Source organism: Telmatospirillum siberiense, from assembly GCF_002845745.1.
Classification (GTDB): Bacteria; Pseudomonadota; Alphaproteobacteria; order Rhodospirillales; family Magnetospirillaceae; genus Telmatospirillum; species Telmatospirillum siberiense.
The window spans coordinates 57,803-72,249 of the sequence record NZ_PIUM01000019.1 but is presented as its reverse complement, the minus strand read 5'-3'; the positions used below and the strand labels follow the sequence as shown (position 1 = coordinate 72,249).

Genomic DNA, 14,447 nt, shown 5'->3' with positions numbered 1-14,447 from the left:
GGTTTCACATCCCCCCGGGGGGATCCAGCGGGACGGAGGATCTTTAAGTGGCCGAATATCGCAAGACGACGGAAGCCCTTTCGCGGCTGTCGCCGGAGCAATATCGCGTGACCCAGCAAAGCGGCACCGAACGTCCGGGAACGGGGGAATATCTGCACAACCACCAGCCGGGCATCTATGTCGACGTCGTCTCCGGCGAGCCCCTGTTCGTCTCGTCGGACAAGTTCGAGTCGGGATGCGGCTGGCCCAGCTTCACCAGGCCGGTCGATCCCGTCCGCGTCAAGGAACTGCGGGACACCACGCATGGCATGATGCGCACCGAGGTGCGCTCCGCCGCCGGCGACAGCCATCTCGGGCATGTGTTTCCCGACGGGCCGGCGGATCGCGGCGGCCTGCGCTATTGCATCAATTCCGCCTCGCTGCGTTTCGTCCATCGGGACGACATGGAGGCGGAAGGCTATGGCGCCTATCTTGCTCAACTGGAGGATCGTTGACATGGCGGAGGAACGCGCCGTTTTCGCCGGGGGTTGCTTCTGGGGCATGCAGGATCTGCTGCGCCGCCTTCCCGGCGTCCTGTCGACCCGCGTCGGCTACACCGGCGGCGAGGTTCCGAACGCCACCTACCGCAACCACGGCAATCATGCCGAGGCGGTGGAAATCATTTTCGATCCGGAGAAAACCACCTATCGGCATCTGCTGGAATTCTTCTTCCAGATCCATGATCCGACCACGCCCGATCGGCAGGGCAACGATCGCGGACCCAGCTATCGCTCGGCCATCTTCACCACCAGCGAGGAACAGTGGAAGGAAGCCCTGACCACCATCGCCGACGTCGAAGCCTCGGGACTGTGGCCGGGAAGGGTGGTCACGGAGGTGGTTCCGGCCGGAGATTTCTGGGAGGCCGAGCCCGAGCATCAGGACTATCTGCTGAATTATCCCAACGGCTACACCTGCCATTTCGTCCGGCCGAACTGGACGTTGCCGCGCCGATCACCAGTACAGTAGGTTCCAGAATAATCAATAGTTGTTAAACTATAAGTACAAATATCGCTTTTGTATTAAAGACGGCAAAACTCGTTTATTTTTGTCATAAAGGCGGGGATTGACGAACAGGAGAAAGTGGTGCCAGCTATGCTGGGAACTTTCCTTGCTGGCCGGGCTGTCCCTCGGAGTCGTGCGTCCGGCGCGGCGAGAGGGCTCTTTTATTCGTCTTTGGGAAGGATGTTCGATGTCCCACGCCATTTCCCGTCGACAAGCCATCGTCGGCATGGCCGCGGCCAGTCTTTACGGGTATGTCCGGCCGTCTCATGCGGCCGCGGACAATGCCGTGCCGTCGTCTTCCCCCGATCTTCAGGGTCCGGTTCTCGCCGAACGACTGGCTTTCTATGCCGACACCCTCGATTATGCCGATCTCGGTGCGGAGACGGTCGAGATCGTCAAAAGCCATCTCATTGATTCGCTCGGATGCGCCATCGCGGCCTTCGATGAGCCGCCTGTGCGCATTTGTCGGGATGTCGTCGGCAATGGCACGGCGGGTGCCGCGACGATCATCGGCACGCCCTATCGCACGACGCCGGATCTGGCGACTTTCGTCAATGGAGCCGCGTTGCGCTACCTGGATCTGAACGACGTCTATGTGGGACGCCAGGCAGGCGAGGCGGGGCATCCCAGCGACAACATCACCGCCTGCCTGGCGGTGGCCGAGGCCGAAAAGGCCAATGGTCGGGAACTGATCACCGCCATCGTTCTCTCTTATGAAATCGTCTGCCGCCTGCTTGATGCCGTCGACCTGATCGGTCGCGGCTGGGATCATCCTCTTTGCAGCCTGCCGGCCACGGCGTTGGCGGCAGGCAAACTGATGCGGATCGGTCCGGACAAACTGGCTCAGGCGGTGAACATATCGCTCAACGGCCATGTCCCCCTGCTGCAGACGCGGATGCAGATCCTGTCGGACTGGAAGGGGCTGGCCGACGCGGAAGCCGCTCGCTGCGGGGTCTTCGCCGCGCAATTGGCGCGGGGCGGCCTGACCGGCCCGGCACCCATTTTCGAAGGCAAGGCGGGGATCTTCAAGCAGGTCACCGGGCCGCTGGACATCGAGGTCGAGGCGTTCGGCCGGCCGTTCCGTATCGCCGATTGCGGCATGAAGGTCTATCCGGCGCAGATCTATTCGGCGACGGTCATCCCGGCCGCCATCGCGGTGGCGAAAGAGGCCGGAAATCTGGAGCGCATCAAGAGCATCGAGATCGCAACCACTTTGAACGGCTATCGGAATGCCGGTCGCGACCCCGAAAAATGGGCGCCCGAGACCAAGGCGACGGCGGACCACAGTCTGCCTTACATCGCCGCGCGCGCCATGTTTGACGGCGATTTGACCAATGACAGCTATGCTTCGGAAAAACTGCGTGACCCGCGGTTGCGCGTCTTCATGCAGAAGATCACCGTCAAGGAGGATCCGGCCCTGACGGCCTTGATGCCGAAGGCGGTTCCCAATCGCGTTACGGCCGTTCTCGATGACGGCCAGACGATAATCCATCAGGTCGACGATTTGCCGGGTTTCGTCGGTCGGCCGATGCAACGGGCCGACGCCGAGCGGAAATTTCGCGGCAACGTCGGGCATTATTGGCCGGAGCGGCAGACGCGGGCGGTGTTGGATGCCCTATGGGATCTGGAACGCCAGGATGATCTGGGGCGTCTTTTGAAGAAATTCGTTATAAAACGATAGAAGGCTCGGCGGAACGGGGCCGGGAATAACGAGACTATTCGGGTCATTGGAATTTTGTTCAGTGGATGCGGGGAGTGAACGATCTTCTTTCCGGCCGCATTGTCGTGACGGCAGAATGGGCCGCCAACCAACCTGTCGAGGTCCCCGATGCGCATCAGATCCTTTTTCATCGCCGGCATGTCCGTTGCGGCCGTCATCGCCTTGCTGGTTGCCGGCAAGCTGGTTTTCGACGGCTGGTACGCCTACAGGGCGCAGAGCGCTGCCGGTGTCGTCCTCGACGTGGCGGCGAGGCTGCTGCGGATTCCCCAATGTTTTGCCGATGAGAGGGGGCCTTACAACACGGCGCTTTCCACGGCGACCGCGGTTAACGACGGCGACCGGGAACAGTTCCGCAAGGGCCGCGCCCAGACCGATACCGCGTTGGCCGAGGCGATTCAGAGCGGCCGGACAGGAGGATATCTTGCCGCGGAGGAGAACGCTGCCGCCCTGGAGAAGATGGCGAGCAATCTGAAGACCATCCGCAGCGAGCTTGACGGTGCCCTCGCCAGGCCGAAGAGCGAACGGGATTCGGGCATGATCCTGCGCCTGGCCAAGGCGTTCGAGGACGAGGCGGGCAAAATCAACGTCATGATCGACGTGGCCGACCGCGTCGCGGCGGAGGCCAACGGCTCCGTGGCCTCCTATATCGGCATTGCCCGTCTTAGCTGGAGCATGCGCGAGCAGGCCGGCAGCAGGGGAACCTATTACATCAGTTCGGTGGCCTCCGAAGCTCCGATACCCCAGGCCGTCCTCGACAAGGTGGCCGAGAGCACCGGCCGCATCAAGGAGGACTGGGCGACGATGCAGAGCATGATCCAGCGGTTCTCGTCGCCGCCGGCCCTGGTCGAGGCATCCGCCATCGTTCAGGCGAAATTCTTCGGCGAGTCCGAGGCCGTCTACCAGCAGGTGCTGACCGCCGGGCGAGGCGACGGCAAATATCCCTTCGATGTCGGCGAATACCGACGTCGTTCCGTTCCGGGAATGAATAGTATTTTCCTGCTGCGCGACGCCGCCTTCAAGACGGCCGGCAGTCTGGTCGAGAAGGAGCGAAGTGCTGCCTTCGCCCAGTTGATGACGGCCCTTTGCGCCGTTCTGTTGGTGGTCGTCGCCATGGCCGGGCTGGTGGTCATTTTCGGTCGCCGCATCGTCTCGCCGCTGATCGAGATGACCGGCGTGGTTTCCCGCCTCGCCGATCACGATCTCGAGGTCGGGGTTCCCGCCAGGGATCGCACCGACGAGATCGGCGAGATGGCGAAAGCGATCGAGACGCTTCGCCGGAAGGCCATTGACGCCGACCGGATGGCGGCCGAGAACGCCAGTCAGCAGGCGGCGCGCCAGGCGCGGGCGGAACGGATCGAAAGGCTGGCCAACGCCTTCGACCAGGCCTCGGCGGCGGTGATCGAGGAGGTGCAGCGCGCCGCCGAAAGCATGATGACGACGGCGGGAAGCTCGGCAGACATCGCCCGTTCGGTGGAAAGCCGGACGGTGGGTGTGGCCGCCGCCGCCGAGCAGGCCTCGGCCAATGTCGAAACGGTGGCCGCGGCCACCGAAGAACTGTCGGCGTCGATCGCCGAGATCGGCAAACGGGTGGGCCAGTCGAGTTCGATCGCCACCCGGGCCGAACAGGTCGCCGCCGAGGCGTCGCAGGAAATCGGCAATCTCGCCGTCGCTTCGGAAAAGATCGGCGAGGTGGTCGGCCTGATCCAGAACATCGCCGGGCAAACCAATCTTCTGGCGCTCAACGCCACCATCGAGGCGGCGCGGGCCGGCGACGCCGGCAAGGGCTTCACCGTGGTGGCGAGCGAAGTCAAGGCCCTGGCCGGACAGACCGCGAAAGCGACAGAGGAGATCGCCGGGCAGATCGGCAAGATTCAGGCCGAGACCGGCGCTGCGGTCGATCGCATCAAGGGGATCGCCCAGACCATCTCGGATATCAATCAACTGACCGGCCAGGTTGCCGCAGCGGTCGAACAGCAAAACGCGGCCACCGCCGAAATCTCGCGCAATGTCCAGCAGGCGGCGAGCGGAACCCGCCAGGTCACCACCCAGATCGCCGATGTCAGCAAGGAAATGAGCCAATCGGGCGCTGCGGCCAAATCCATGGCGGAGACGGTGGGATCGCTCTCCGCCAAGGCCGACGCCCTGACCGGGGAAATCGCCCGTTTCCTGGAGGAAGTGCGGCAGGCCTGAGAGAGCCGGGGGCGAAAGACCGGTGGGGCGAGATGGGCGCCCCGCCCTCAATGACAAGGACTCGACCGAGGCGGCTGTTTCCGGACGATCAGAAGACCGGTTCGGCGACCAGGCGGGCTTCCTCGGCGCAGCCCTGCGGCTGTGGTGTTTGGGCGTTGGCGCGCAGGGCGTCGAGTTCCTCCTTCGCGGCCTTGAGATCGGCCTGGAAGGCAGGCGAGCCGTGAACGGCGGCAAGGACCGAGGCGGCGGTCAGGCGGCCGGCTTCGACGGCGCTGGTATTGTGGGCGCCGCAAATGATGCGGCTTTCTCCGAAGGCCCGCCCGCGGGCGAGAATGGCGCCTGCCCGGTCGGGAGCCAGTTCCGCCAGCAATTCCGCCCAGGTCCAGCCGCGCGTCGTGTGGCCGGACGGATAATCGTAGCTGTGGGACAGGTCCGCCGCCGACTGGCAGACCTGTCCCTCATCGATCAGGAAGGGGCGCAGCCGCTTGAAATGGTCCTTGGCGACCCCGGCGGCACCCGAGGTATCGGCCCCGGCCGTCTCTATCACATGGACCAGATGCGGAGCGGTTTCCGGCGTGAGCGTCACGCCGACGGCGCAGCTATACGCCCCCAGCATGTCGGCGGTGGAGAGTTTTACGTCGCTGGTGGCGAGCGTCCAGCGGGCCGTCCCGGCGAAGCGCCGGGTCGCCTTGAAGATCTCCCGGTCCGCCTGATAGCGGGCTTCCCCTTCGCGCGGGGCGGGCGGCAGGATCTTGAAGATCTCCACTGCGTCGGGGGCCAGGTAACCTTGTTTTCCCTCCTTGGCGCCGGCACCGGCCGGAAGCAGGACGGTCAGCGCGACCAACGCTGGCCAGACAAGGGATTGCAGACGTTTCATCGTGACCTCGTTCCAGAACGGATTGATCCCGCCGCCGCCCGGAAAACCGGGCCGCGGGGATCGTCGGTCCGAATGGTTGTTGAAAATTGATCGAAGCTCCAGGATTTTTCCTGGCAAGGTCTGATTTCGTTGCCATCGCCGCTTGCGGAAAGGGTATTGATGTTTCTTCCTCGGGCTTCGGCCATGCTGGCTTTGCCGCTGTGTCTGTTCGCCGGTTCCGCCTGGAGCCATCCCCATGTCTGGGTCGACTATGGTCTGACCGCCCTTTTCGAGCGCGGCCGCGTCGTCGCGCTGCGCCAGGAATGGAGTTTCGACGAGGATTTCAGCGCCTCGGTTCTGTCCGACGTGGCCAAGCATCATGGCAAGGGGGCTTTTTCTCCGGCGGAGATCGCCGCCTTGAAAAAGTCGGCCTTCTCCAATCTCAGGAATTACGACTATTTCAATCATGTCTGGCTGGGCGACAAACCGCTCTCCGTGGACAAGGAGGTTCGGGATTTCGACGCCGGGCTGGAGGGCGACCGGCTGATCTACCGCTTCACCGTCGTGCTGTCCCAGCCGGCCGATCCCAGGGCCGCGCCGATCCACATCGGTATCTGGGACGACAGCTATTACGTGGATGTCGGTCCGGCCAAGGGACATCCGCCCCGGCTGGAAGGCGCCGGCTCCGAGGGGTGCAGGGCCCGCGTCGGCGAGGACAAGGCGCATCCGATCTATTTCGGCTCGGTCTTTCCGCCATCCGTGCAAATTTCCTGCTGAAGGCTTTCCCATGGTCCGCCGTCTACCGGTTCTGATCCTCCTGGCGCTGCTGCTGCCCGTCGTGCCGTCCGTCGCCGCCGATTATTTCGGACGTCCCGAGGAGGCGCCGGGACCCGCGTCCTCCTCGCGGCCCGGCCCCGAAACCCTTCCGGTCCCGCCCGCGCCGGTGGCCGCGTTGCCGGAACCGCTGCGGGCCGTCCTCGGCGGACTGGCCGCCATGCAGTCCAGCCTGAACGCCGAACTGCGCACCCATCTTCGCGCGGCCCGTGACGGCCGGTCGATCCGTCCGGCCGCCGCCATCGTGCTCTTTTCCTTCCTTTACGGGGTTTTCCACGCCATCGGGCCAGGACATGGCAAGCTGGTGATCGGCGGCTATTTCCTGAGCCGCCGCGCCCGTTTGCTGCAAGGTTTGTCGATGAGCCTGTCGGCCGCGCTGGTCCAGGCCCTTTCGGCGATCCTGCTGGTGGGGGCGATGGATGCGCTGTTCGATTTGGGAACCCGCGCCATCCTCGACCGCGCCGCCCTGCTGGAAGGCGTCAGTTACGCCGGGATCACGGCTCTCGGCCTGTGGATGGGTTTCGGGGTGATCAGCGGGCGGGTCTGTTGCGATCATGATCATACCTCCGGGCACGACCATCCCCATCATCACGACCACGACGATGGCGGGGACTGCGGTCATCACGCTTGCGCTCACCAGGCGGACCGGCGCTCCCGGCGGACGGAATGGCGGCATGTCCTGCTGACTGGCGCGACGGTGGGCTTGAGGCCCTGTTCGGGAGCCATTCTGGTGCTGCTGTTCACCCTGGCCAACGGCATCTTTTCCGTTGGCGTCGTGGCCACGCTCGCCATGGCCCTGGGCGTCGCCATCACCGTCGCGGCGGTCAGCCTGGGCGCTCTCGGCCTCAATCGCTGGCTGGCGCGGCTGGGTCCGGCCGACCATGCCGCCGCCGGACGGATCCGCAAGATCGCGGCCCTGACCGGCGCCTTTCTGATCGCCACTTTCGGCCTGTTGCAGCTTCTCGGTATCTGGCTGGGCCTTATCGTTCCGATGGCCGGATAAGGGAGCGGGGCCTTGACGAACATGGCTGTTGGGATTTGCAATAGGAAGACCATCTCTTCCACCCAGCCCGCCGGAGGTCTTCGCAAGGATGAGTCTCGAGTCGGTCCGCGCTTTTCTCGCCGAGAAAGCCCCGGATGTCCGCATCATTGAACTGGAAAGCAGCACGGCGACCGTCGCTCTGGCGGCGGCCGGCCACGGGGTGGAGCCGGGGCAGATCGCCAAGACCCTGTCCTTGCGGGTGGGGGAACGCGATCTGCTCGTCGTCACCCGGGGAGACGCCCGCCTGGACAACAGGAAAGCCAAGGCGGCCTTCGGCGGCAAGGCGAAGATGCTCGGCACGGACGAGGTCGTGGCCATCACCGGCCATCCCGTCGGTGGCGTTTGCCCCTTTGGCCTGGCCAACCCTCTCCCCGTCTATTGCGACGTCTCCCTGAAGGATTTCGAGGAGGTCGTGCCGGCGGCCGGGTCGACCCACAGCGCCGTGCGGATCAGTCCGTTACGCATGGCCGATCTGGTCGGCGCGCAATGGGTGGATGTCTGCCAGGACCAATCCGGAGGGTGAAGGGGGGCTCAGGCGGTGACCGTGACCGCCACCGACAATCCCTGAAAGGCGTTGGTCATGCCGATGAAACTGCCGGATACCGGCATGACCTGCCGGATGTCGCGCCCGACGGCGACGGGGATCAGGTTGTAGCCGCCGACGCTGCGGTTGGTGGGGTCGAAGGTGATCCAGCCGGCCCCCGGAACGTAAATTTCGGCCCAGGCGTGCGTCGATCCGGCGTCAAAACTGCCCAAAGCGGTGCGGTCCGGATTATAGAGATAGCCGGAGACGATCCTGGCGCCGAAGCCCAGGGTACGCGCCGCCTCGATGAACAGTACGGCGAAATCGCGGCACGATCCCCAGCCGCGATCCAGGGTTTCGATCGGCGACTGGGTTCCCTCGTCGTCGCGGCTCTGATAGGAGATCCATCCCGAAACCCCGGCGCACAGGTCCTTCAGGAGCGACAGCGTATCGGTGGGGTTGCCGCCGATGAAGGCCCGCGACCAGTCCCGCAGGCGTCCCGAATAATCGGGGTATTGCGGCGTCGTCAAGGCGCCCAGATCGATCCAGTCGTCGTTGGAATAGCGAAAGGGATAAGAAATCGCCGATGCCGCCACGTCGAAAACCGGCCAGGCGGGAGTATGCAATTCCAGTGTGGTGAGACTGTCGATGAGCAGATTGTCCGTCTGGAATGGGAAACTGGCGGTCGCCACGGCATTGCCGAAGACGTCGTTGGCCCAGGTCACGGTGGCGTCCGGCGTGATCTGCACCTGGCAGGAGATCAGGCGCAGATCCCGGCTTTCCCGTGGGCGAAGCATCAGGCGATGCGGTCCCAGATCGACCGGCTGATGATAGCGATAGACCGTCTTATGGGTGATCCGGAGGGTGACCATGGAGATTTTTCCTCTGTCGGCCGACCATTAAAATGGGTTGTGAAAACAGCATCTTCCAGAAAATTCAGAATTATTTTTGGATCGCGTTTCAAGAAAAATAAAAGTCAGCCTTGTATTTTCGTGACGGTCCATTCATATTACGGCAGTCGATGGATGGTCAGAAGACTTGGTCGCGCGCAGACGTCAGTTGCGCAGTACTAACAACCCTCTTCCCTGAAAATTCGATTTCGAGGTCCCGCAAATGCGCGGGGCTGCAACAATTACTATAAGTGAAAGGGTTTCCTATGGCTACGGGGACCGTAAAGTGGTTTAACGCCCAGAAGGGTTTTGGTTTCATTGCGCCGGATGACGGCGGCAACGACGCCTTCGTTCATATCAGCGCTGTCGAGCGTTCCGGCCTCAGCGACCTGCGCGAGGGCCAGAAGGTGGGCTTCGAGCTCGTCTCTGACCGCAAGAGCGGAAAGATGTCGGCTGACAATCTCAAGGTTCTGGATTGACGCCAACGCCGGTGACCGTGGATTTCCACGGGTTCGTCGCCTCATGCGGCGTTCATAAACCGACGGGCGTCTGACGTCCCGCTAGGCCCCGCACCCGTTTGGTTGCGGGGCCTTTCGTTTTTTAGGAGTTCCGTCATGGCCAAAGGTCAAAAGCGCAGCAATCGCGAACTCAAGAAGCCGAAGGCGAGCAAGCCGGCGGTGGTGGCCGCCCCGGTGATCATGAAGGGGTCCGCGACCCCCATCGTCGCCAAGAAGAAGGGCTGACCCTTCTTCCCTTCGCCCGCGAACGGGCGAAGGGATTTGGTTATATAGCCGTTAAAGCGACCAGCCGCCTCCCGCCGCGGCGTAAATGGCCACCAGACTCTTGCGCATCTGGGCGTCCGAGGCGGCCAGGGCCGATTCGGCCGCCAACGCGTCATGCTGGGCGACCAGCAGGTCCAGCAGTCCGCTGTACCCGGCCTTGTACTGCTGGTTGGCCAGGGTCACCGCCCGCCGGTTCTCCTGGGCGGCGAGATCCAGGTCATGCTGGCGGCGCGTCTCATGGACATAAGCCGACAGCGCGTTTTCCATATCCTCCAAGGCTTCCAGAACCGTCTGCTGATAGGTGAGCAGGGATTGCGTCTGCCGGGCGTCGGCGGCATCGATCTGCGAGCGGATTCGCCCGAAATTGAGAATGGGTTGGACCAGTCCCGCGCCAAGGCTCCAGGGCGCGGTGGAAAAAGCGCTGGAATCCTGAACGCCGAACAGGGCGGTCAGGGAAATGGTGGGGTAGAATTCGCGGGTCGCGGCGTCGCTGGCCGACAGGCTGGCGGCAAAGCGCCGCTCGGCCGCGCGGACATCGGGCCGGTTGGCCAGCACGTGGGCCGGTGCCGCCACCAGAATCGCCGAGGTCAGGGGGTTCAAGGGTTGCGGCCGGGCGAGCGCGGCATCGGGCGTCTGGCCGGGTGGGGCGCCTAAAAGGACGTTCAGCCGATGCAGGGTCACCTCAAAGGCCGATTCAAGGGCGGGAAGCTGCGCCGAGGTGGTGGAAACCTGGGCGGCCGTCCGTTCGACGTCGAGGTCGCTGGAAAGGGCGCCGACCTGCTGCGCCCGGATCAGCTCCAAAGTCCTTTGCTGGGTTCCCAGGTTTTCCCGGGTGATGCGGATCTGTTCCTGCTCGTTGCGCAGTTCGAAATAATTGCGCGCCACCTCGGCCAGCAGCGTGACGGTCAGCGCCTGGGCGTCGGCTTCCACCGATTGGGCGATGGCCGCCGCTTCGCCGACGCGCGCCTGGTTTTTGCCGAAGATGTCGGCTTCCCACGACGCTTGCAGATTGGCCTCGCGGATGTTGATCACCTTGTTCGAGGTGGCATAGCCCTGATTGCCCCGGCTGACCGAGGCGGTGCCGTTCAGCACCGGCAGCAGGGCGGCCTGGGCCCCGCTTTGCCCGGCCCGGGCCTCCAGAACCCGGGCCTTGGCCACCTGCAGGCTCTTGTTGCCGCTCAAGGCCTGGTCGATCAGGCGGTCGAGGACCGGATCGCCGAAGCTTTTCCACCATGCCTGTTCGACGCCGGCCGCGTCCTCGGCGATCAGACCGCCGCCCGTCGCCGCGCCGCTCCAGGCGATGGGCGGGGTAATGCCGGAATCCTGTGCTCCCGGCGGTGTGGCGCAAGCGGCCAGCGAGGTCAGGCCCAGCCATAGGAGTGATCGTTTCATTTTCGTAATCATGCCTGCGATACCTTGGTTCCGACGATGCGTTTCTCGATGCCGCGCAACAGCACATAGAAGACGGGGGTGAGGAAAAGGCCGAAGAAGGTGACGCCCAGCATGCCGAAGAACACGGCGATGCCCATGGCGTGGCGCATTTCGGCACCGGCGCCGGAGGACAGCACCAGCGGCACCACCCCCATGATGAAGGCGAAGGAGGTCATCAGGATCGGCCGCAGGCGGAGCTTGGCCGCCTCGACGGCGGATTCGACGGTGCCGCGCCCCAGCGCTTCCATTTCGCGGGCGAACTCGACGATCAGGATGGCGTTCTTGCAGGCCAGCCCGGCCAGGACGAACAGCCCGATCTGGGTGAAGATGTTGTTGTCGCCGCCCGTCGCCCAGACGCCGCCGATGGCCGAGAGCAGGCACATGGGCACGATCAGGATGATGGCCAGCGGCAGGAACAGGCTTTCGTATTTGGCGGCCAGCACCAGGAAGACCAGCAGCACGCAGATGGGAAAGACGATGATCGCCGTGTTGCCCGCCAGGATCTGCTGGTAGGTCAGCTCGGTCCATTCGAATTCCATGCCCTTGGGCAGGGTTTCCGACAGGATGCGCACCATGGCCGCCTGCGCCTGACCGGAGGAGACGCCGGGCGCCGGGCCGCCGTTCAGATCGGCCGAGCGGAAGCCGTTGTAACGCATGGCGCTTTCCGGTCCGGTGGTGTCGGAGACGCGGATCACCGAGCCCAGGGGAACCATGCGGCCTTCCAGATTGCGGGTCTGCAGCCGCAGGATATCGTCGGGTTGCGAGCGGAATTGCCGGTCGGCCTGCGCGATGACCTGGTAGGTACGCCCGAATTTATTGAAATCGTTTATATAAAGGGATCCGAGATAGATCTGCATGGTGTCGAAGACATCCTGCACATCGACGCCCAGTTGCATGGCCTTGGTTCGGTCCAGATCGGCATAGAGCTGGGGCACGTTGATCTTGTAGCTGGAGAAAACCCCGGTCAGTTCCGGCGTCTGCCGGGCCTTGGCGATCACCGAGCGAATCGCGGCGTCGAGGGCCTCGTAGCCCTGGTCGGTGCGATCCTCGACCTGCAGCTTGAAGCCGCCGATGGTGCCCAGGCCCTGAACCGGGGGCGGCGGAAAGACGGCGATGAAGGCGTCCTTCACCCCGGCGAATTTCCGCTGCAGGCTTTGCGAGATGGCGAAGCCTGACAAATCCTTGGATTTCCGTTCCTCGAAGGGTTTCAGGGATACGAAGACGATGCCGGCGCTCGAGCTGTTGATGAAGCCGTTGATGGACAGGCCCGGGAAGGCTATGGCGCTTTCGACGCCCGGCTCCTTGAGCATGATGTCGGACATCTCGCGGATGACTTTTTCCGTTCGATCCAGTGTGGCGCCTTCGGGCAGTTGGGCGAAGCTCACCAGATACTGCTTGTCCTGGATCGGAACGAAGCCGGGGGGAACCTGCTGGAAGCCGAGATAGGTCGCGCCCAGCAACAGCAGATAGATCCCCATGGATGCCGATTTATGGCCGAGCGTCGCGGTGACGCCGCGGCTGTAGCGGCGCGAGCTCCGCTGGAAGAAGCGGTTGAAGGCGTTGAAGAAGCGACCGAACAGCCGATCGACCGCGCGGGTCAGCCGGTCCTTGGGCGCGTCGTGCGACTTCAGCAGGATGGCCGCCAGGGCCGGGCTCAGGGTCAGCGAATTGAAGGCCGAGACGATGGTCGAGAAGGCGATGGTCAGGGCGAACTGACGGTAGAACTGTCCGGTCAGTCCGCTGATGAAGGCGATGGGCACGAAGACGGCGCAGAGCACCAGGGTGATGGCGATGATCGGGCTGGTAACCTCGCGCATCGCGGTGATGGTCGCCTCGCGCGGGGCCAGGCCTTCCTCGATGTTGCGCTCGACGTTCTCCACCACGACGATGGCGTCGTCGACCACGATGCCAATGGCCAGCACCAGCCCGAACAGCGAAAGCGCGTTAATGGAAAAGCCGAACAGATGCATGATGGCGAAGGTGCCGACGATGGACACCGGCACGGCCAGCAACGGAATGATCGACGCCCGCCAGGTCTGCAGGAAGACGATGACCACCAGGACGACGAGGACCAGCGCTTCTAATAGGGTATGGACCACCGCCTCGATGGAGCCGCGCACGAAGACGGTCGGATCGTAGACGATGGAATAGTCCACGCCTTCCGGGAAATGCTGCTTCAGGTCGGCCATGGTCTTGCGGACCTGGTTGGAAATTTCGATGGCGTTCGAACCGGGCGCCTGGAAGACGGGGATGGCCACCGCGGACTTGTTGTCGAGCAGCGAGCGCAGGCCGAATTCGGCGGCGTCGATCTCGACGCGGGCGATATCCTTGAGGCGGGTGATGGCGCCTTGCTCGTTGCGCTTGACGATCATTTCGCCGAACTGCTCGGCATCCTGTAAGCGGCCTTGCGCATTGATCGGCAATTGCAGCTCGACGCCCTTGTCATAGGGCGGGCCGCCGATCATGCCGGCCGACACCTGGACATTCTGGCGTCTGATCGCGCCGACCACTTCCTGCGGGGTCAGCCCGCGCTCGGCGACCTTTTGGGGATTGAGCCAGATGCGCATGGCGTAATCGCCCGAACCGAACAGTTGGACGCTGCCGACGCCCTGGATCTTGGCCAGTTGATCCTTGACGTTCAGCACCGCGTAGTTGCGCAGGTAAAGCATGTCGTAGCGCCCGTTGGGCGAGGTCAGATGCACCACCATGGTAAGGTCGGGCGAGCTTTTGGTGGTGGTGACGCCCAGTTGCCGGGTGACGTCGGGCAGGCGCGGCAGTGCCTGGTTGACCCGGTTCTGCACCAATTCCTGGGCGAGATTGGGATCGGTGCCCAGCTTGAAGGTGACCGTCAAGGTCAGGAAACCATCGGAGGAAGCCTGGGAAGACATGTAGAGCATGTTTTCCGTGCCGTTGATCTGCTCCTCAAGCGGCGTCGCCACCGTTTCGGCGATCACCTTCGGATTGGCTCCGGGAAACTGCGCCTTGACCACCACGGTGGGCGGCACGACCTCCGGATATTCCGAGATCGGCAGTTGAAAGATCGAGGCGAGGCCCGCCAAGAAAATGACGAACGAGATCACACCGGCGAAGATCGGCCGGTCGATGAAAAATCTGGAAAGAGTCATTGGTCCTACCGTC

The 14,447-nt window shown here is 63.7% G+C and carries 13 protein-coding genes; 9 read left to right on the top strand and 4 right to left on the bottom strand.

All coding sequences use genetic code 11. The features are described 5' to 3' along the window. Positions 1-47 precede the first annotated feature (47 nt). The 4 genes from msrB (at position 48) to CWS72_RS15960 (ending at position 4,951) form a co-directional block, all read left to right on the top strand. Positions 48-494, top strand: a complete 447-nt coding sequence (msrB, locus tag CWS72_RS15975; RefSeq protein WP_101251624.1) for a peptide-methionine (R)-S-oxide reductase MsrB — start codon at positions 48-50, stop codon at positions 492-494. Between the two features lies 1 nt (position 495). Further along, a complete protein-coding gene (gene msrA / locus CWS72_RS15970; protein WP_101251623.1) occupies positions 496-1,005 on the top strand; it encodes a peptide-methionine (S)-S-oxide reductase MsrA in 510 nt (169 codons plus the stop codon). Positions 1,006-1,228: 223 nt separating this feature from the next. Continuing rightward, a complete protein-coding gene (locus CWS72_RS15965; protein WP_199175721.1) occupies positions 1,229-2,722 on the top strand; it encodes an MmgE/PrpD family protein in 1,494 nt (497 codons plus the stop codon). A 147-nt stretch (positions 2,723-2,869) separates the two neighbouring features. Continuing rightward, the gene (locus CWS72_RS15960) at positions 2,870-4,951 is read left to right on the top strand and encodes a methyl-accepting chemotaxis protein (RefSeq protein ID WP_101251622.1); all 2,082 of its coding nucleotides are present in this window, start codon (positions 2,870-2,872) and stop codon (positions 4,949-4,951) included. An 88-nt stretch (positions 4,952-5,039) separates the two neighbouring features. Here the strand turns inward: CWS72_RS15960 and CWS72_RS15955 are convergent, their stop codons facing one another. Further along, a complete protein-coding gene (locus tag CWS72_RS15955; RefSeq protein WP_101251665.1) occupies positions 5,040-5,828 on the bottom strand; it encodes an acid phosphatase in 789 nt (262 codons plus the stop codon). 159 nt (positions 5,829-5,987) lie between these two features. Between CWS72_RS15955 and CWS72_RS15950 the strand changes: the two genes are divergently transcribed. The 3 genes from CWS72_RS15950 (at position 5,988) to CWS72_RS15940 (ending at position 8,206) form a co-directional block, all read left to right on the top strand. Beyond that, positions 5,988-6,584 carry a DUF1007 family protein gene (locus CWS72_RS15950; protein ID WP_101251621.1) on the top strand — a complete coding sequence of 199 codons (597 nt, stop codon included), beginning with the start codon at positions 5,988-5,990 and terminating at the stop codon, positions 6,582-6,584. Between the two features lie 10 nt (positions 6,585-6,594). Beyond that, a complete protein-coding gene (locus tag CWS72_RS15945) occupies positions 6,595-7,644 on the top strand; it encodes a nickel/cobalt transporter (protein ID WP_158240681.1) in 1,050 nt (349 codons plus the stop codon). 88 nt (positions 7,645-7,732) lie between these two features. Beyond that, positions 7,733-8,206, top strand: a complete 474-nt coding sequence (locus CWS72_RS15940; protein WP_101251619.1) for a YbaK/EbsC family protein — start codon at positions 7,733-7,735, stop codon at positions 8,204-8,206. Positions 8,207-8,214: 8 nt separating this feature from the next. Here the strand turns inward: CWS72_RS15940 and CWS72_RS15935 are convergent, their stop codons facing one another. Continuing rightward, positions 8,215-9,078: a transglutaminase family protein gene (locus tag CWS72_RS15935; RefSeq protein ID WP_101251618.1), complete on the bottom strand. Its 864-nt coding sequence runs from the start codon at positions 9,076-9,078 to the stop codon at positions 8,215-8,217. Positions 9,079-9,362: 284 nt separating this feature from the next. On the opposite strand from CWS72_RS15935, the gene CWS72_RS15930 reads away from it, so the two are divergent. Continuing rightward, complete coding sequence (locus CWS72_RS15930) at positions 9,363-9,575, top strand: cold-shock protein (protein WP_101251617.1); 213 nt, start codon at positions 9,363-9,365, stop codon at positions 9,573-9,575. Positions 9,576-9,710: 135 nt separating this feature from the next. Then, a complete protein-coding gene (locus CWS72_RS28630; protein WP_274540606.1) occupies positions 9,711-9,839 on the top strand; it encodes a hypothetical protein in 129 nt (42 codons plus the stop codon). Between the two features lie 51 nt (positions 9,840-9,890). On the opposite strand, the gene CWS72_RS15925 is transcribed toward CWS72_RS28630, so the two are convergent. Next, positions 9,891-11,270, bottom strand: coding sequence for an efflux transporter outer membrane subunit (locus tag CWS72_RS15925; protein WP_101251664.1), 1,380 nt, complete (start codon positions 11,268-11,270; stop codon positions 9,891-9,893). An 8-nt stretch (positions 11,271-11,278) separates the two neighbouring features. Beyond that, complete coding sequence (locus tag CWS72_RS15920; RefSeq protein WP_101251616.1) at positions 11,279-14,434, bottom strand: efflux RND transporter permease subunit; 3,156 nt, start codon at positions 14,432-14,434, stop codon at positions 11,279-11,281. Positions 14,435-14,447: the final 13 nt, after the last annotated feature.